Origin of the sequence: Sinomonas atrocyanea, from assembly GCF_030812675.1 — a bacterium.
GTDB lineage: Bacteria > Actinomycetota > Actinomycetes > Actinomycetales > Micrococcaceae > Sinomonas > Sinomonas atrocyanea_B.
The window spans coordinates 52,525-70,186 of the sequence record NZ_JAUSTE010000008.1 but is presented as its reverse complement, the minus strand read 5'-3'; the positions used below and the strand labels follow the sequence as shown (position 1 = coordinate 70,186).

17 protein-coding genes are annotated in these 17,662 nt (G+C 71.6%); 1 reads left to right on the top strand and 16 read right to left on the bottom strand.

The window, feature by feature from the left end; all coding sequences use genetic code 11:
* Nucleotides 1–17: 17 nt before the first annotated feature.
* The 4 genes from J2W20_RS12185 to lysS all read right to left on the bottom strand — a co-directional run bounded on the left by J2W20_RS12185 (nt 18) and on the right by lysS (nt 4,942).
* Entirely contained in the window at nt 18–2,537 is a 2,520-nt protein-coding gene (locus J2W20_RS12185; protein ID WP_307006900.1) for an ATP-dependent Clp protease ATP-binding subunit, read from the bottom strand.
* Nucleotides 2,538–2,852: 315 nt separating this feature from the next.
* The gene (locus J2W20_RS12180; RefSeq protein WP_307006899.1) at nt 2,853–3,194 is read right to left on the bottom strand and encodes a histone-like nucleoid-structuring protein Lsr2; all 342 of its coding nucleotides are present in this window, start codon (nt 3,192–3,194) and stop codon (nt 2,853–2,855) included.
* Nucleotides 3,195–3,341: 147 nt separating this feature from the next.
* The gene (locus tag J2W20_RS12175; protein ID WP_307006897.1) at nt 3,342–3,488 is read right to left on the bottom strand and encodes a hypothetical protein; all 147 of its coding nucleotides are present in this window, start codon (nt 3,486–3,488) and stop codon (nt 3,342–3,344) included.
* Entirely contained in the window at nt 3,488–4,942 is a 1,455-nt protein-coding gene (lysS, locus tag J2W20_RS12170; protein ID WP_307007057.1) for a lysine--tRNA ligase, read from the bottom strand. The genes J2W20_RS12175 and lysS overlap by 1 nt, the downstream gene beginning before the upstream one ends.
* A 164-nt stretch (nt 4,943–5,106) precedes the next feature.
* On the opposite strand from lysS, the gene J2W20_RS12165 reads away from it, so the two are divergent.
* The gene (locus J2W20_RS12165; protein WP_307006896.1) at nt 5,107–5,955 is read left to right on the top strand and encodes an alpha/beta fold hydrolase; all 849 of its coding nucleotides are present in this window, start codon (nt 5,107–5,109) and stop codon (nt 5,953–5,955) included.
* 34 nt (nt 5,956–5,989) lie between these two features.
* Here the strand turns inward: J2W20_RS12165 and panC are convergent, their stop codons facing one another.
* The 12 genes from panC to dacB all read right to left on the bottom strand — a co-directional run bounded on the left by panC (nt 5,990) and on the right by dacB (nt 17,571).
* Complete coding sequence (gene panC / locus J2W20_RS12160; protein WP_307007056.1) at nt 5,990–6,901, bottom strand: pantoate--beta-alanine ligase; 912 nt, start codon at nt 6,899–6,901, stop codon at nt 5,990–5,992.
* A 17-nt stretch (nt 6,902–6,918) separates the two neighbouring features.
* On the bottom strand, nt 6,919–7,890 hold the full coding sequence (locus tag J2W20_RS12155) for a Rossmann-like and DUF2520 domain-containing protein (protein WP_373458009.1): 972 nt from the start codon (nt 7,888–7,890) through the stop codon (nt 6,919–6,921).
* Complete coding sequence (locus J2W20_RS12150; RefSeq protein ID WP_307006894.1) at nt 7,883–8,386, bottom strand: DUF3180 domain-containing protein; 504 nt, start codon at nt 8,384–8,386, stop codon at nt 7,883–7,885. The genes J2W20_RS12155 and J2W20_RS12150 overlap by 8 nt, the downstream gene beginning before the upstream one ends.
* A complete protein-coding gene (gene folK, locus J2W20_RS12145; RefSeq protein WP_307006893.1) occupies nt 8,383–8,928 on the bottom strand; it encodes a 2-amino-4-hydroxy-6-hydroxymethyldihydropteridine diphosphokinase in 546 nt (181 codons plus the stop codon). The genes J2W20_RS12150 and folK overlap by 4 nt, the downstream gene beginning before the upstream one ends.
* Before the next feature lie 3 nt (nt 8,929–8,931).
* Nucleotides 8,932–9,330 carry a dihydroneopterin aldolase gene (gene folB, locus J2W20_RS12140; RefSeq protein ID WP_307006892.1) on the bottom strand — a complete coding sequence of 133 codons (399 nt, stop codon included), beginning with the start codon at nt 9,328–9,330 and terminating at the stop codon, nt 8,932–8,934.
* Nucleotides 9,331–9,336: 6 nt separating this feature from the next.
* Nucleotides 9,337–10,242, bottom strand: coding sequence for a dihydropteroate synthase (folP, locus tag J2W20_RS12135; protein WP_307006891.1), 906 nt, complete (start codon nt 10,240–10,242; stop codon nt 9,337–9,339).
* Between the two features lie 10 nt (nt 10,243–10,252).
* Complete coding sequence (gene folE / locus J2W20_RS12130; RefSeq protein WP_307006889.1) at nt 10,253–10,867, bottom strand: GTP cyclohydrolase I FolE; 615 nt, start codon at nt 10,865–10,867, stop codon at nt 10,253–10,255.
* A 47-nt stretch (nt 10,868–10,914) separates the two neighbouring features.
* Nucleotides 10,915–12,945 (bottom strand): ATP-dependent zinc metalloprotease FtsH, encoded by a 2,031-nt coding sequence (gene ftsH, locus J2W20_RS12125; RefSeq protein WP_307006888.1) that lies wholly within the window; start codon nt 12,943–12,945, stop codon nt 10,915–10,917.
* A 164-nt stretch (nt 12,946–13,109) separates the two neighbouring features.
* On the bottom strand, nt 13,110–13,661 hold the full coding sequence (hpt, locus tag J2W20_RS12120) for a hypoxanthine phosphoribosyltransferase (protein ID WP_307006887.1): 552 nt from the start codon (nt 13,659–13,661) through the stop codon (nt 13,110–13,112).
* Between the two features lie 52 nt (nt 13,662–13,713).
* Nucleotides 13,714–14,796: a tRNA lysidine(34) synthetase TilS gene (gene tilS / locus J2W20_RS12115; RefSeq protein WP_307007054.1), complete on the bottom strand. Its 1,083-nt coding sequence runs from the start codon at nt 14,794–14,796 to the stop codon at nt 13,714–13,716.
* Nucleotides 14,797–14,882: 86 nt separating this feature from the next.
* Nucleotides 14,883–15,989 carry a zinc-dependent metalloprotease gene (locus tag J2W20_RS12110; protein WP_307006886.1) on the bottom strand — a complete coding sequence of 369 codons (1,107 nt, stop codon included), beginning with the start codon at nt 15,987–15,989 and terminating at the stop codon, nt 14,883–14,885.
* A gap of 64 nt (nt 15,990–16,053) precedes the next feature.
* Nucleotides 16,054–17,571, bottom strand: coding sequence for a D-alanyl-D-alanine carboxypeptidase/D-alanyl-D-alanine endopeptidase (gene dacB, locus J2W20_RS12105; protein ID WP_307006885.1), 1,518 nt, complete (start codon nt 17,569–17,571; stop codon nt 16,054–16,056).
* Between the last annotated feature and the right edge of the window lie 91 nt (nt 17,572–17,662).

The window sequence follows — 17,662 nt, the reverse complement described above, 5'->3', positions numbered from 1 at the left end:
GCCGTTCGGGCTTGCTGCTAGGCGCCGAGCTCCTTGCCGCCGCCCTTGGTCAGCGAGACGACCTCGGGGACCTCCGGGCGCGGGGTGCCGGTGAAGGTGAACTTGGCCGTGTCGCCCTCGCCCTCGACGTCGACCACCACGATGTCTCCGGCTGAGAGGTCGCCGAAGAGGATCTTCTCGGAGAGCTGGTCCTCGATCTCGGACTGGATCGTGCGGCGCAGCGGGCGGGCACCCATGGCCGGGTCGTAGCCGCGCGTGGCGAGCAGGACCTTGGCGGCCTGGGTGAGCTCGATGCCCATGTCCTTGTCCTTGAGGCGCTTCTCGAGGCGGACGACCATGAGGTCCACGATCTCGATGATCTCCTCCTGCGTCAGCTGCGGGAAGACGACGACGTCGTCGACGCGGTTGAGGAACTCGGGCCGGAAGTGCTGCTTGAGCTCCTCCGTCACGCGGGCCTTCATCCGCTCGTACCCGGTCTTCGTGTCCGTCCCCGACTGGAAGCCCGTCATGACGCCCTTGGAGATGTCCCGCGAGCCGAGGTTCGTGGTCATGATGATCACGGTGTTCTTGAAGTCCACCACGCGGCCCTGGGAGTCCGTGAGGCGGCCGTCCTCGAGGATCTGCAGGAGCGAGTTGAACAGGTCCGCGTGGGCCTTCTCCACCTCGTCGAACAGCACCACGGAGAACGGGCGGCGGCGGACCTTCTCCGTGAGCTGGCCGCCCTCCTCGTAGCCCACGTAGCCCGGAGGGGCACCGAAGAGCCGTGAGACGGTGTGCTTCTCGGAGAACTCGGACATGTCCAGCGTGATGAGCGCGTCCTCCTCGCCGAAGAGGAACTCGGCGAGGGCCTTGGCGAGCTCGGTCTTGCCCACGCCGGTGGGGCCGGCGAAGATGAACGACCCGCCGGGACGCTTCGGATCCTTCAGGCCCGCACGGGTGCGGCGGATCGAGCGGGAGAGCGCCTTGATGGCGTCGTCCTGGCCCACCACGCGGCGGTGCAGCTCCTCCTCCATGTGGAGCAGGCGGGTCGACTCCTCCTCGGTGAGCTTGAACACCGGGATGCCGGTCGAGTTCGCGAGCACCTCGGCGATCAGGTCCTCGTCCACCTCGGCCACGCCGTCCATGTCGCCGGACTTCCAGGCGCGCTCGCGCTCGGCCCGCTCGGCGATGAGCTTCTGCTCCTTGTCGCGCAGCGAGGCGGCTCCCTCGAAGTCCTGCGCGTCGATCGCGGACTCCTTCTCGAGCTTGAGCCCGGCGATGCGCTCGTCGAGGGCCTTCAGCTCCGGCGGCGCGGTCATCCGACGGATGCGCAGGCGCGCTCCTGCCTCGTCGATCAGGTCGATCGCCTTGTCCGGCAGGAACCGGTCGGAGATGTAGCGCTCGGCGAGATTGGCCGCCGCGGCGAGCGCGCCGTCGGTGATGGTCACCCGGTGGTGCGCCTCGTAGCGGTCCCGCAGGCCCTTGAGGATCTCGATGGCGAGGGCCACGGACGGCTCGGAGACCTGGATCGGCTGGAAGCGGCGCTCGAGCGCGGCATCCTTCTCGATGTGCTTGCGGTACTCGTCGAGCGTGGTCGCACCGATGGTCTGCAGCTCGCCGCGGGCGAGCATCGGCTTGAGGATGCTGGCCGCGTCGATCGCGCCCTCGGCGGCACCCGCCCCGACGAGGGTGTGGATCTCGTCGATGAACAGGATGATGTCGCCGCGGGTGCGGATCTCCTTGAGGACCTTCTTCAGGCGCTCCTCGAAGTCGCCGCGGTAGCGGGAGCCGGCCACGAGGGAGCCGAGGTCGAGCGTGTAGAGCTGCTTGTCCTTGATCGTCTCGGGCACGTCGCCGCGCACGATCGCCTGGGCGAGGCCCTCGACGACGGCGGTCTTGCCGACGCCGGGCTCGCCGATGAGGACGGGGTTGTTCTTGGTGCGGCGCGAGAGGACCTGCATGACGCGTTCCATCTCGTGCTCGCGCCCGATCACGGGATCCAGCTTGTTCTCGCGCGCAGCCTGGGTCAGGTTGCGGCCGAACTGGTCCAGGACCACCGAGCCGGCGGGAGTGCCCTCGGGCTGGCCGGAGCCGGAGCCGGTCGCGGCCGTCTCCTTGCCCTGGTAGCCGGACAGGAGCTGGATCACCTGCTGGCGGACCCGGTTGAGGTCGGCGCCGAGCTTGACGAGCACCTGGGCGGCCACGCCCTCGCCCTCGCGGATGAGGCCGAGGAGGATGTGCTCGGTGCCGATGTAGTTGTGGCCGAGCTGGAGCGCCTCGCGCAGCGACAGCTCGAGGACCTTCTTGGCGCGGGGCGTGAACGGGATGTGCCCGCTCGGCGCCTGCTGGCCCTGGCCGATGATCTCCTGCACCTGCTCGCGGACGCCGTCGAGCGAGATGCTCAGGGACTCGAGAGCCTTGGCCGCGACCCCTTCGCCCTCGTGGATCAGCCCCAGGAGGATGTGCTCGGTCCCGATGTAGTTGTGGTTGAGCATGCGGGCCTCTTCTTGGGCCAGCACCACCACGCGGCGGGCGCGGTCTGTAAATCTCTCGAACATTGCTCGGACTCCCCGGTTTAGCTTGGGTGCACTGCGTAGTTCGATGCTACGTGCCGGGGGCGCGGCCGGTAGGGGTGTTCGCCACAGGGTGAACCGCCCTGCCCGGCTGGCACGCGGACGACGCCGGCCGCCCGCCCCGGGCGCGGACGGCCCCGCGCTGAGGACGCGGCGGCGTGATGGCCGGGGAGCGCCGATCGGAAAAATCGGCATTCACGGGTCGGCATTAAATCGGTCCCGAAAGCACAAATTCCCGGTGCGGCGCACCGGGAATTCCTGCTGGCCCCTTTGGGGCCTTATCCGACTATTCGGGGGCGGTCAGGCGTTGGCCTGGCGGTAGGCCTCCTGGATCTCCTGCTGAATCCGCCCGCGGGCATTCACGTTGTACCCGTTGTCGCGGGCCCACTGCCGGATCTTGGCAGAGTCGGAATTCCGGGACCCGGAGGACGCCGCCCGGGCCTTCGGGGCAGCGGCGCCGGTACGTGCGGCGGCCTTGCGGCCAGCGGAAATGAACTGGGCCAGCGCACTGCGCAGCTTCTCGGCATTGGCCGAGGACAGGTCAATTTCGTAATTCGATCCATCGAGGCTGAAGCGGACAGTCTCGTCAGCCTTGCCGCCGTCGATGTCATCCTCGAGGATGATCTGGACCTTCTGTGCCATATCTGGGCTCTCTTCTCTGTCATCGCCGGGGGGACTCAGCAAATGTGAGTTCAAGCAATCAGCATCGGGGCCCGTGAGGCGCCGGAGCGGCTGAGCAATTACAGTATGAAGGCACAAAAGCCCGCGAGTCAAAAGGACTCGCGCGGATCAATTCTCGGCGCGCTCCTGCGATTCGCGTTCAGCGCGGGCGAGCGCCTCCCGCTCGGACTTGTCCGCATTGAAGATTGCGCGCATGGCGAACCAGAAAATGAGCCCGACCACCACCGGCGGGAGCAGGGCAAGGACGTAATCCATCAGTTGGCCTCGGGCTTCAGAAGGGGGAAGAGGATTGTTTCGCGAATACCGGCCTGCGTGAACAGCATCACCAGGCGGTCGATTCCCAGGCCGATCCCGCCCATGGGCGGGGCGCCGTATTCGAGCGCGCGGAGGAAGTCCTCGTCGAGCGCCATGGCCTCGTCGTCGCCCTCGGCGGCCAGCCGCGACTGCTCGGTGAGCCGCTCGCGCTGGACCACGGGGTCGATCAGCTCGGAGAAGGCGGTGCCGCGCTCCATCCCGCCGATGATGAGGTCCCACGCCTCGATGAGCCGGGGGTCGTCCCGGTGGGGCCGGGCGAGGGGCTGCGCGGAGGGCGGGTAGTCGTAGACGAAGGTCGGGTTGAGCAGGGTGGGCTCGACGATCTCCCCGAAGAGCTCGATGACGGCCTTCTCCTGGGTCCACAGCGGGTCCGTCTTGACCCCGTGCGCATCGCCGATGGCCAGGAGGCGCTCGAGCGGGGTGTCGGGGGTGATCTCCTCGCCGGCCGCCTCGGACAGGCCCGGGTACACACCGATCCACGCCCACTCGCCGTCGAGGTCGATCGTGCCCTCGGGCGTCTCGATGCGGCGCGTGCCCATGACGTCAGCCACGTTGAGGATGATCTCCTTCATCCGCTCCGCCATGGTGAACTGGTCGGCGTAGGCCTCGTAGCACTCGAGCGTGGTGAACTCGGGGCTGTGGGTCGAGTCGACGCCCTCGTTGCGGAACACACGCCCGATCTCGTAGACCCGCTCGATCCCGCCGACAACGGCCCGCTTGAGGTAGAGCTCGGTGGCGATGCGCAGGGTCATGTCCTGGTCGAAGGCGTTCAGGTGAGTCGCGAACGGACGGGCCGTCGCACCGCCGTGGACGAGGTTGAGCATCGGCGTCTCGACCTCGACGTAGCCGTGGGAGTCGAGGGTGTCGCGGACGCTCTTGGTGATCTTGGAGCGCGTGTAGACCATCTGGCGCGCCTCCTCCCGCACCAGGAGGTCCACGTAGCGCTGGCGGACGCGCGTCTCCTCGTTCAGTCCTGCGTGGAGGGTGGGCAGGGGGCGCAGGGCCTTCGAGGCCATCTGCCAGGACTCGACCATGACGGAGAGCTCGCCGCGGCGGGAGGAGATGACCTCGCCGCGGACGAAGACGTGGTCGCCGAGGTCCACGAGGGCCTTCCAGTCCGCGAGGCGCTGCTCGCCCACGTTCGCGAGACTGAGCATGGCCTGCAGACGCGTGCCGTCGCCCTCCTGCAGGGTGGCGAAGCACAGCTTGCCGGTGTTGCGGATGAACACGACGCGGCCGGCGACGCCGACGGTCTCCCCGGTAGCCGTGTCCGGCTCCAGCTCGGGGTACTTCGCGCGGACCTCGGAGAGGGAGTGCGTGCGCGGCAGCTTGACTGGGTACGGCGCCTCGCCGTTCGCGAGGAGCTTCTCCCGCTTGTCCCGGCGGATGTGCATCTGCTCGCTCGTGTCGGCGGGCCGGGCCTCGGGTGCGGGGTTCTGTGCAGTCACAGCATTCAATTCTAGGCCAGCCGGCTGTGAGCTTCCGAGGGGTGCCCGCGCACGTCCGGACGCCCTGTGCTGGATGGGGCTGCTGCGGCGATTGCGGCTAGGCTCTGTGCATGGGTGTACTGCAGCTGACCTCGTCCACCGTGGCCACCAAGGACGGCGCGTCCCTCGAGCTCTTCACCGCCCCCGAAGGCGGGTTGACCGCGCGGGGAGGCATCGTCGTCGTCCACGGGTCGATGGTGACCGCCGAGCTGTACAAGGACCTCGCGGTCCGGCTGGCCGAGGAGCTCCACGTGCCCGTGCACGTGTACAACAGGCGGGGCCGCGGGGCCACCTCCCCCCAGCCGGCGGACTACTCGCTCGCCACCGAGGTCTCGGACCTCGGCGACGTGCTCGCCCACACCGGCAGCGACGCCGTGTTCGGCCACAACTACGGCGGGTGCATCGCGCTGCACGCCGGCCGCGAGCTGCAGATCGGGCAGATCGCCGTCTACGACCCCATCATCTCCTTCGAGGGCAGCATCAAGGCCGGGTGGATGCCGGAGTTCGAGGAGGCCCTCCGGGCCAAGGACGAGGAGAAGGCCCTCGCCGTGCTCCTGCGCGGACTGCAGACGGCCGGCCCGATCTCCAAGCTCCCGCTGCCCGTGCTGACCGTGCTCAACCGCATTGGCAGCCGGACCCCGCTCGGGAAGGAGCTCTCGCGGCTCCTTCCGACCGGTCCCGCCGAGATCCGCGCCGTGGTCGCGGCCGACGCCGAGGCCAAGGGCTTCGACGAGCTGCCCCTCGAGACGCTGTTCCTCGTGGGCGGCGCGAGCCCCGAGTACTTCGCCGAGGCGGCCCAGAAGCTCGACGGGGTGCTGCCGGCCTCCGACATCGCGATCCTGCCCAAGCTCGCGCACGACGCCCCGACCCGTCCCGCGAAGCCGCTCATCGACCGCCTCGCGGCTTTCTTCGCGAGCTGAGCCCCCCCCCAGAAGCTGAGCGGGCCCCGGAGGGTCAGCGGGCCCGGAGCGGCATGTTGTCGATGAGGCGCACGGGGCCGACCTTCGCGGCGACGATCGCGAGCGCCTCCCCCGTGAACGGGGTCTCGCGGCAGGCGAACGCGAGCGGCTCGAGCGTGTCCGGGTCCACGACGTCCAGATAGTCCAGCTCCACGAGCGGCTGGGACCGCACGAGGGCCTCGGCGTCGTCCGGGTTGAGGGGCTCGTGGGCGCTTGCGCGGTCCTCGAGGAGTCCCAGGGCCCGGGAGAGGACGAGCGCCGCATCGCGCTCAGCCTCGGACAGGAAGCGGTTCCGGCTCGAGAGGGCCAGGCCGTCCGGGTCGCGCACGATCGGGACGGCGACGATCTCCACGGGGAAGTCCAGGTCCCGCACCATCCGGCGGACGACGGCGACCTGCTGGGCGTCCTTCTGCCCGAAGTAGGCGCGGTAGGCGGCCCGTGCGCCGTCGAACCCGCCGGGCATCGCGAGGTGGAGGAGCTTCGACACGACCGTGCACACCCCGTCGAAGTGGCCCGGGCGGGAGGCGCCCTCCCACTTCTGGGCCAGCGGCCCCGCGGTGACCCGCACCTCGGGCTCGCCGCCCGGGTACATCTCGTCGGCGTCCGGGGCGAAGACCAGGTCGACGCCGGCGTCCGCCAGCAGGGCGGCATCCGCGTCGAGGGTGCGGGGATAGCGCTCGAGGTCCGTGGCGTCCCCGAACTGGAGGGGGTTGACGAACACGCTCGCGACCACGACGTCGTTCTGGGCGGCCGCGGCCTCGGCGAGGGCACGGTGCCCCGCGTGCAGGGCGCCCATGGTCGGGACGAGCCCGAGGGACGGCAGGCCCGGGCCGCGGCGCTTCGCCGCCAGCCGGCGGGCGATGGCCGGCTGGAGCTCGGCGCGCGTGCGCACCACCTCGATGGCCAGAACGGGCTCAGCAGGCATTACAGGTCCTCTCGTGTCTCGTCGCCGGGCTCCATGCCCTCCAGCGCCTCCTCGATCGCCTCGCGGGCCGAGGCGGTGAGGCGTCCCCGGCGCTCGGCGCGGACCGCGGTCGCATGGGCCATGGCCCGGTACGCGTCAAGGATATCGGCGGCCCCGCCCCGGCCGTCCGGGTCGGCGGCGAGCTCGTTGAGGGCGGCGACGTGCGCGGCGACGGTGCCGACGTCCCCGCGGGCCACGGGCCCCGTCAGTGCGGACTCGCCCGCAGAGAGCGCGTTGTCGAGGGAGGCGCGCAGGAGGGGGCCGAGCACGGCTCCCGGGTCGGGCACGCCGATCCTGCCGAGGATCTCCGCCGCCTGGGAGGCGAGGGTGACGAGGTGGTTCGATCCGTGCGCGAGCGCGGCGTGGTAGGCGGCCCGGTCCCCTTCGGCGACCACGACCGGCTCGGCGCCCATCTCGACCACGAGCGCCTGCGCGATCGGCAGCATTGCCGGATCCGCGGTGACGCCGAAGCAGCAGTCCGTCAGGCGTGCGAGGTCCAGGGACATCCCGGTGAACGTCATGGCGGGGTGGATCGCGAGCGGGATCGCCCCGGCGGCGCGCACCGGGGCGAGGACGCCCACGCCGTGGCGGCCGGAGGTGTGGGCCACGAGCTGGCCGGGCTGCCAGGCGCCGAGCTTGGCGAGGCCCTCGACGAGAGGCCCCAGTGCGTCGTCCGGCACGGCCAGCAGCACGAGCTCCGAGCGCTCGACGATGTCGGGGACCTCGAGGACGGGGACGCCCGGCAGGAGCAGCTCGGCGCGCTCCCGACTCTCCTCCGACACCGCGGAGACGCCGACGAGGGCGTGCTGGGCCGCACGCAGCGCCGCCCCGAGGACGGCGCCCACCTTGCCGGCGCCGATGACGCCCACGCCGAGCCGCCCGGGGCGGGAGGGCTGCCGGGGCGCGGAGGGCTGAGGCGCGGAGCTAGGCAAGGCCGCCCTCGGCGTCCGGCGCGCGGCCCCCCTCGGAGAGGCCCTCGTCGTCGCCCTCCTCCGGGGGGATGCGGCAGAAGCGCTCCACGATGAAGCCGATCGCGACCATGATGACGCTCCCGCCGATCAGCAGGAGGGCGGTCTCGACCGCGGGTGTGCCCGCGCGGGCGGAGAGCTGCGGCACCTGGTCCGCGATGACGCCCCCGTGCCAGCCCAGGAGGACAGCCCCCGCGTAGGCGCAGGCGTGGGCGAGGACGAGGGTCCGCGCCGCGAAGATCGGATCGAGCATGCGGGAGCGGTGGCCGGTCCGCCACCTCAGCACCCTGATGCCGAGGCCCAGCGTCACGACGGCGATCACGGCCATCGAGCCGAGGGCGCTGACCGGGAGCACGGGCGTCGGCGCCGACGAGCGCATCGCGAACGCGTTCGCGGCGACGCCCAGGAGGCCCACGATGATCGCCACCAGCACGAGCACCCACGGCTTGAGCGGCTTCACTGGATTCCCCCTCCGGTCTGGCTTCCTCCATCAGTGAGCATGTCATAGCCCTCGACGCCGTCGGCGTCGGCGCAGAACTCGAGGAGCTCGACGATCGGGTGCCCCTCGAGGACCGCGAGGGGCTCGATCACGAGCCAGGGAAAGAGGACGAAGGCGCGCTCCGCGGCCCGCGGATGCGGGATGGTTAGCTCGGGGTCGTCGAGCTGCAGGTCGCCGTAGGTGATGATGTCGACGTCGAGGGTGCGCGGGCCCCACCGGACCTCGCGGGTGCGGTGGTGCTTGGCCTCGACGGCGTGGCAGTGCTCGAGCAGCTCGTACGGGCCCAGCGTGGTCTCGACGATCATGACCATGTTCAGGAAGTCCGGCTGTCCCTCGGGGCCGCCGACCGGCTTGGTCTGCACCACGGGCGAGACATCGACGAGGCGCACCTCGGGGCGGTCGACGAGGTCGGCGACCGCCTCCGCCAGGGTCTCCGCGCGGGCGCCGAGGTTGCTGCCGAGCGCCAGGACGGACCTGACCCAGCCGTGGTGCCCCGTCTCCATCTCTCAGCGCTCCCTGAACACGGTCACCGACACGTCGCTGAAGGGCACGGCGATGGGCGCCTGCGGCTTGTGGACCGTCAGCTCCACGGCGTCGACCGGGAACTCGGCCAAGATCATCTCGGCGAGGCGCACGGCGAGGGTCTCGATCAGGTCGACCGGGTCACCCTCGACGAGCGCGACGATGCGCTCGGCAACCTCGGCGTAGCTTGCCGTCCGGGACAGGTCGTCCGACGACGCCGCGGCGCCGAAGTCCGTGTGGAGGACGGCGTCCACCACGAAGGGCTGCCCGTCGCGCCGCTCGAAGTCCAGCACGCCGTGGTGCCCCACGGCCGTGACCCCGGTGAGGGCGATCAGGTCGGGCCTTCGGGTCCGGGCCGCAGCGGCGCCCGGCTGGTTGCCCATGGCGCCCTAGGCCTTCGCCCGGGCGGCGACCTTGACGGCGTCGAGGTTCGCTGCGACGTCGTGCACCCGCACGCCCCACGCACCGGCTGCGGCGGCGAGCGCGGTGATCGCGGCGGTGGCTGCGTCCCGCTCCCTGGGTTCGGCGGCCTTGCCCGCGCTCGTGAGCAGTTCGCCGAGGAACCGCTTGCGGGAGGCTGCGACCAGCACCGGGTAGCCGAGCGCCGTGAACCGGCCGACATGCTTGACGAGCTCCCAGTTCTGCTCGCCCTGCTTGGCGAAGCCGAGGCCGGGATCGAGGATGATGCGTGCGTCGTCCACCCCGCCGGCCCGCAGCCGATCGCGGACCTTGAGGGTTTCCGCGATGACGTCCTCGACCACGTCCCCGTAGGAGGCGAGCCCGTCCATGGACTTCGAGTCGCCCCGGTTGTGCATGAGGACGTAGTAGGCGTCGCGGTCTGCGACGAGGCGGATCATCTCGTCCGTGACGGCGAGCCCCGAGACGTCGTTGACGATCGTGGCCCCGGCGTCGAGCGCCTTCGCGGCGGTGCTCGCCCGGCGGGTGTCCACGGACACGAGGGCCCCTGCCTTGGCGAGGGCCTCGATGACAGGGAGCACGCGCGCCTGCTCGACGTCCTCGGGCACCTCCTCGGCGCCGGGCCTCGTGGACTCGCCGCCGACATCGATGATGTCCGCACCCGCGTAGAACATGCGCAGTCCCGCGGCGATCGCGGTGTCCGTCTGGCCGTGCTCGCCGCCGTCGGAGAAGGAGTCCGGAGTGACGTTGAGGATGCCCATGACCACGGCGCGGTCCCGGGGCAGGCCCTCGAAGGTCGCCTTGGGACGCGGCTTGCGGAGCACGGGGAGGGGGGAGGTATTCGGCCCGGTTCCGGGCGCTGCTGCGAGAGAGTCCACTATGGGGTGCTCACTTTCCGAGGATCAGACTCATGGCTTCGGCGCGGGTGGCGGGGTCGTGCAGCTGCCCGCGGACGGCGCTCGTGACGGTGTGGGCGCCCGGCTTGCGGACACCACGCATGGACATGCACATGTGCTCGCAGTCGACGACCACGATCACTCCGCGGGGCTTGAGGTGGCTGACGATGGCGTCCGCGACCTGGGTGGTGAGCCGCTCCTGCACCTGGGGGCGGCGCGCGTAGACGTCGACCAGGCGGGCGAGCTTGCTCAGCCCCGTCACCCGGCCGTCGTGCGAGGGGATGTAGCCCACGTGCGCGACGCCGTGGAAGGGCACGAGGTGGTGCTCGCACGTCGAGTAGAACGGGATGTCCTTCACGAGCACGAGTTCCTCGTGGTCCATGTCGAAGGTCACGCCGAGGATCTCCTCGGCGTTGTGGTGCAGTCCGGCGAACGTCTCGGCGTAGGCCCTCGCCACGCGCTGGGGGGTGTCCTTCAGTCCGCTCCGGTCCGGGTCCTCGCCGACCGCGAGGAGGATCTCGCGGACGGCCGCCTCAATGCGCGGCAGATCCATCTTCTCGGCCTCGGCGGGCAGCGCGGACACGTCGTCGTCATCGAAGTGGGTCACGTCAATGATCCTATCGGTGGGTGGCGTGCAGGTCCCCCTCGGGGCCGTCACACCCCGTCGTGACGGTCCTTGACGTACTCCTGCTCTCCGTGCGGATGGTGGGCCTGGCCGACGTCGAGGGGCTCCTCGTGCCGTGCCTTGGAGGCCTCCTCGCGGGCCTTGCGCTCGGCCTCGGTCTCGACCGGCGGGATGTTCTGCACCGGACGCGTGCCCTTCGAGAGCCAGACCTCGCGGAAGTCGCGCTTGCGGACATCGGTGAAGATCTCCGCGATCTCGCGCTGGTTGAGCGTCTCGTGCTCGAGCAGCGCGGAGGCGAGGCGATCGAGGACGTGCCGGTTGTCCGTGAGGATCTCGTACGCCTCGTCATGGGCCTGGTCCATCAGGCGGCGCACCTCCTCGTCTACGACGTAGGCGACCTGGTCGGAGTAGTTGCGCTCGTGGGCGGCATCCCGGCCCAGGAACGGCTCGCCGCCGCCCTGGCCGAGCTTCACCGCGCCCACGCGCTCGCTCATGCCGTACTGGGTGACCATCTTGCGCGCGGTGCCCGTGGCCTTCTCGATGTCATTCGAGGCGCCCGTGGACGGATCGTGGAAGACGATCTCCTCGGCGACGCGGCCGCCCATCGCGTACGCGAGCTGGTCGAGGAGCTCGTTGCGCGTCACGGAGTACTTGTCCTCCTCCGGCACCACCATGGTGTAGCCGAGGGCGCGGCCGCGCGGGAGGATGGTGATCTTGGTGACGGGAGCCGAGTTGCGCAGGGCCGCGGCGACGAGCGCGTGGCCGCCCTCGTGGTAGGCGGTGATCTTGCGCTCGAGGTCCTTCATGACGCGGGAGCGCTTCTGCGGGCCGGCCATGACGCGGTCGATCGCCTCGTCGAGGGCGCGGTCGTCGATCAGCTGGGCGTTGGAGCGCGCGGTCAGGAGCGCCGCCTCGTTCAGGACGTTCGCGAGGTCCGCGCCCGTGTAGCCGGGGGTCTTCTTCGCCACGGCCTTGAGGTCCACGTTCTGCGCGAGCGGCTTGCCCTTGGCGTGGACCGAGAGGATGTGCTCGCGGCCGGCGAGGTCCGGCGCCTCGACGGGGATCTGGCGGTCGAAGCGGCCCGGGCGGAGGAGCGCCGGATCGAGGACGTCGGGCCGGTTGGTGGCCGCGATGATGATGACGTTGGCCTTCGGGTCGAAGCCGTCCATCTCGACCAGGAGCTGGTTGAGGGTCTGCTCGCGCTCGTCGTTGCCGCCGCCGATCCCCGCGCCGCGGTGGCGGCCCACCGCGTCGATCTCGTCGACGAACACGATCGCGGGGGCGTTGGCCTTGGCCTGCTCGAACAGGTCGCGCACCCGGGAGGCGCCGACGCCGACGAACATCTCGACGAACTCCGAGCCGGAGATCGAGAAGAACGGCACGCCGGCCTCGCCGGCCACGGCACGGGCGAGGAGGGTCTTGCCGGTTCCGGGAGGGCCGTAGAGGAGCACGCCCTTGGGGATCTTGGCGCCGACGGCCTGGAACTTGCCCGGGTCCTGGAGGAACTCCTTGATCTCGTGCAGCTCCTCGACGGCCTCGTCCGCGCCGGCGACGTCGGAGAAGGTCACCTGGGGCATGTCCTTGGTGATCATCTTGGCCCGGGACTTGCCGAACTTCATGACCTGGCTGCCGCCGCCCTGCATGCGCGAGAGGAGGAACCAGAAGAGCGCTCCGAGGAGCACGACCGGGATGAGGAGGGACAGCATGGAGCTGAACCAGTTGTTCTCGACCGGCTGGTCGGAGAAGCCCTGCGGCAGGTTGGCGGCGTCGATCGCGTTGACCACATCGGTGCCGCGCGGGGTGACGTAGTAGAACTGGACGTTCTTGCCCTTGTCCTGGCCGTCCACGACATAGTCGTCCTTGAGGACCATGTCGACGCGCTCTTCACCGTTGAAGATCTTGGCCTGGGAGACCTTGCCGTCCTTGATGAGCTGGAGCCCCACCGAGGTGTCCACGCGCGTGCTGCCGCCCGGTGCGAGGGTCCCGAAGGCCAGCAGCAGCAGGACGATCACGACGATGATCCAGATTCCCGGACCCTTGACGAAGCTCTTGACGTTCATGAAATCGGGGCTGGGCCCCGTCCCTTCTTCTCATGCACCGGTACCGTCATGCACCAGAGTGTGGCCACCAGCATGACACCGTTCGGAAGCGTTCACGCATGGAGACGGGCAAAAGTTCCCCCAGCGCCGCGGAAGTTCCCGCGGGTGCGCTCAGGGCGAAACGCTCACTCGTAGACGTGCGGCGCGAGGGTGCCCACGAAGTCGAGGTTGCGGTACTTCTCTGCGTAGTCGAGGCCGTAGCCCACGACGAACTCGTTGGGGATGTCGAAGCCGACGTACTTGACGTCGATCGCGACCTTGGCGGCGTCCGGCTTGCGGAAGGCGGTGCAGATCTCGACCGAGGCCGTCCCGCGCGACTCGAGGTTGGTCTTGAGCCACGAGAGCGTCAGGCCCGAGTCGATGATGTCCTCGACGATGAGGACGTGCTTGCCCATGAGGTCCGAGTCGAGGTCCTTGAGGATGCGGACCACGCCGGAGGACTGGGTGCCCGAGCCGTAGGAGGAGACTGCCATCCAGTCCATCGTCACGTGCGAGTGGAGCGCACGCGCCAGGTCGGCCATGACCATGACGGCGCCCTTGAGGACGCCCACGATCAGCAGGTCGCGCCCCTCGTAGTCGCGGTCGATCTCCGCGGCAAGCTCGGCGATGCGGTTCTGGATCTCGTCCTTCGACTTGAGGACGTGCTTGAGATCTGCGTGGACGTCGTTCGATTCCACCTGCGGCTCCTGAGATTGCGAGCGTGACTGCTGGGGCGCGAGGCCGCTGGGTTCAGCGGTGCGATACCAAGACTAGCGCCCCGGGTACGCCGGGACTGATTCCTCCGCTGCCCGCCGCACCGCTGGACGCGGTCCGACGGTAGGCGCTCACGTGTCCGGGGACCTCGACGGGGCCGGCCGAGCCGCGCCGGTCGAGGAGCCGCTCGACGGCCCGGAGCCTCTCGTACGTCGCCTCGCCGCCCAGCTCGGCCACGGCGAGGGCGATGACGCGCCCGCGGATCGCCGGCGGCAGCTCGCGGAGCGCCTCGCCGGGGAGCACGACGGCGCGCGGCCGGGTCCCGCCGTCAGTCGCCTCCGCGGGCGGCGGTGCGGGGGCCACGACCTCCGCGAGGGATTGGTAGGCGCTCCGGGCGTGGGCATCGAGGAAGTCCGCGTCGGCGCCCAGGAGCGCGGCGGTGCGGGAGAGCGCCTCGGCCACGCCAGGCCCGAGCTCGGCCTCGAGGAAGGGCATGATCGAGGCGCGCACGCGGGAGCGCATGAACCGCGGGTCCTCGTTGGTGGGGTCGAACCAGGGCGCGAGCCCCTCGGCCGCGCAGATGCTGAGGGTCTCCGCCCGGCGCAGGCCGAGGAACGGCCGCACGAAGAGGCCACGGACGGGCCGCATGGCGCCGAGGGCCCGCGGCCCGGAGCCCCGGGCGAGGCCCAGGAGCACCTGCTCCGCCTGGTCGTCGAGCGTGTGGCCGAGCAGCACGGCACCGGCCCCGAGGTCGAGGGCCTGCTCGGTGAGCGCGGCGTGCCGCGCGGTGCGCGCGGCGGCCTCCGGCCCCTCCCCCTCGGCCCGCACCTCGACGGGGACCACCCGCACGGGCGAGAGGCCGAGCCCGGCCAGCACGGCCGCCGTCGTGCGCGCGACCTCGCCGGAGCCCTCCTGCAGCTGGTGGTCGACGACGACGGCGCTAGCGCGCAGCGGGCGGCTGCCGCTGCCGGGGGCGCGGACGCTGCCCCGGCGCGCGAAGTGCGCCACCGCCGCGGCGAGCGCGAGCGAGTCGGGGCCGCCGGAACAGGCGACGAGGACCACGGGCGGCCAGCCGGCCTCCTCGAGGGCGGACCTGACGGCGTTGCGGGCGGCGCCCACGGCCGGGTGCAGCCGGCGCCGCGCTGGGGAGGCCTCGTCGCGGGAGGGGTCCCAGGCGGGGCCGTCTCCGCCGGGGCCCTCGGGGCTCACAGCCCCATCCGGGCGATCCACGCCCCGGGATCGTGGATCTCCTCCTCGGTGGGAAGGTGCTCGGCGGCCTCCCACACCCGGTTGAATCCGGCCATCCCGACGGTGTCGACGACGTGGCGGACGAACTCCTGGCCGTCCGTGTACTGGCGCATCTTCGCCTCGAGCCCCAGGAAGCGGCGCACGAATGTCTCGATCGGGCCGCGGTTCTCGTTGCGGGCCTGGAAGCGCTGGCGGATGGTGCGCACGCTCGGCACCACGGAGGCGTCCACGGCGTCCATGACCACGTTCGCGTGCCCCTCGAGAAGGCTCATGACGGCGGTGAGGTGGGAGATCGCCGCGCGCTCCTCGGGATCCTGGAGCAGGTCCAGGATGGCGCCCTTGCTGGGCAGGTTCGCCGACGCGCCGGTGCGGTCGCGCAGGGACTTCGCCGCCGCCGTCGCCCGCTCCATGATGCTGTCCACGTTGCCCACGAGGCTCTCGCTGAGCTTGCCGATCTGCTCGGTCATGTGCCCGCGCAGCCAGGGCGCGGCGGCGAACTGGACGCGGTGAGTCTGCTCGTGGAGGCACACCCACATCCGGAAGTCCTCCGGGTCGACCGCGAGCTCCCGCTCGACGTGGACGATGTTGGGGGCCACGAGCAGCAGCCGGCCCGCCGGCGGGACGGTGGACCCGGGCGCGAGGGCCGCGAAGGGCTCGTACTGGCCGAGGACCCGGCTCGCGAGGTAGGCGAGGATCGCGCCGAGCTGGGCGCCGGTGATCGCGCCGCCCACGCGGGCCGCGGCGGGCGTGAGCTCGCTGGCCTTCTTCTCCACGAGGTGCGCGAGGACCGGGGCCATCATGACCTCGAAGCCCTGGGCGTTCGCCTTGGCCCACGAGGCCCGGTCGACGACCAGCAGCTGTGAATCGCGGAGGTCCTCGGCCACGGCGAGGCCGGTGATGCGGTGGACGTGGGGCACGGACGCGTCCGCCAGCCGGCGCAGGCTCTCCACCGCGTCCCTGGCCTCGGCCGCGCTCAGCGCCGGGCCCGGAGGCGTGAGCCGGGCCGCCGTCGAGGCGGCGAGGTCCCAGTTGATCAGTCGGCCGGCCATCTGCGGGGCATCCATGGCACCATTCGACCACACGCAGCTGACATTCCGCCCGGGGCCGCCCGGGGTTCGCGGCGGGCGATCAGCCTCTGCAGCCGCAGCCGGCGAGTGCAGCGACCGCGTTGTCGATGGCCGCGAGGACCGGCTGGCGCTTGGCCGGGTCGAGGCCGTTGGCGAGGACCGAGAACACGAGCAGGCGCCCGTCGGCGTCCACGGCGTAGCCGCTGAGCGCCGCCACCGTGTTCAGGGTGCCGGTCTTGGCCCGCACGACGCCGGCCCCTCCCGCCGCTGCCCCGCCGAACCGTCCGGCGAGCGTGCCGTCGAGCCCGGCGACGGGCAGGCCGTCGAGGGCCGCCCGCAGGCGGGGGTCGGGGCCGAGGGCCATGGCACGGACGAGGCCGGCGAGGGCTGCCGGGGCCGCCCGGTCCGCGATCGCGAGCCCGCACGCGTCGGAGAGCTGGAAGCCGTCGGCGCTGCCCAGGACCCGGGTGGCCGCGGCCTTCAGCGCGGCCACCGCGCCGTCGTTGCTGGCCGGCCCGCCCGCGGCGTGCGAGGCGAGGCGGCCGAGGGCCTCCGCCGCGTAGTTGTCCGACTCCCGCAGGGCGTATCCGAGCTGGTCGGCGATCGGGGCGCTCTCCACGGCGGCGAGCTGGGGCGCAGCGGCGGGGGCGGCGCCGCGCTCGACCCCGTCCGCGACCTTCACGCCCGAGGCCGCGAGGTCCTTGGCGAGCTCGGCCCTGAACGCCGTGGCGGCGTCCATCGCCGAGTCCTGCGGGCGCGGGCCGCCGGCGCCGGGGGCGCTGCGGCCGGCGTTGAGGGCGAGGGCGTAGAGGGGGGCCATCTCCCCGGCGGCGACGTCCTCGGGGTCCCACGCCGGGTTGAGGGACGGCCCGGTGAACAGGGTGTCGTCGAGGCGGACCGTGACCGTGGCGGGGAGCGGCGCCGCCGGCGGGGCGGACGCGCGGGGCGGCCCCCCGGCGTCGTGCGCGGACGGCGCGGCGCCCTGGAGGAGGGCGGCGGCGGTCCGTTCCGCGAGCGTCGCCATCCCGGCCCGGCCCATCACGGCTCCCGGCTGGGATGACCCGGAGCCGAGCATGACGTCCCCGCCGCCCACGAGCACCACCGTGCCCGGGTCCGCTCCGCGCACCGCCTTCGTGGCGAGCGTCGCGTCGGGACCCAGGGTGGTGAGGGCGGCGGCGGCCGTGAGGAGCTTGAGGTTCGACGCCGGCACGTGCCCCTCCGTGCCGGACCGCGAGTAGAGGGTCTGGCCCGTGAGGCCGTCGAGCACGGTGGCGCTGACGGTGTCCCCGGCGGGCTTGAGCCTGTCCTCCAGCTCCTTGGCGAGGACAGCGGGCGCGGGCTGCGAGGCGGCGGCGGAGAGCGCCGCGGCCCCCTCGAGCGTGGGGACGGACGACGGCGGGGCGAGCCATGCGGGGGTCGTCGCGGCGGGCGTCGGGGCCGGGAACAGTTTCCCCCGCGCACGGGTCGCGGCGCCCGTGGCCAGCAGCGCGGCGGCGACCGCGACTGCCAGGACGACGGCGCAGGCCACGAGCGCCCACGCGCCGCCCCAGGGCGTGCGGCGGCCGCGCTCGGAAGTCATGGAGGGCTCCGTCCTCGGGTGCAGGTGTGGCCTCGATACGGGGAGCGAGGGCCCCAAGGCAGATATCCTTCATGGTAGTCGCCGCCGTGGC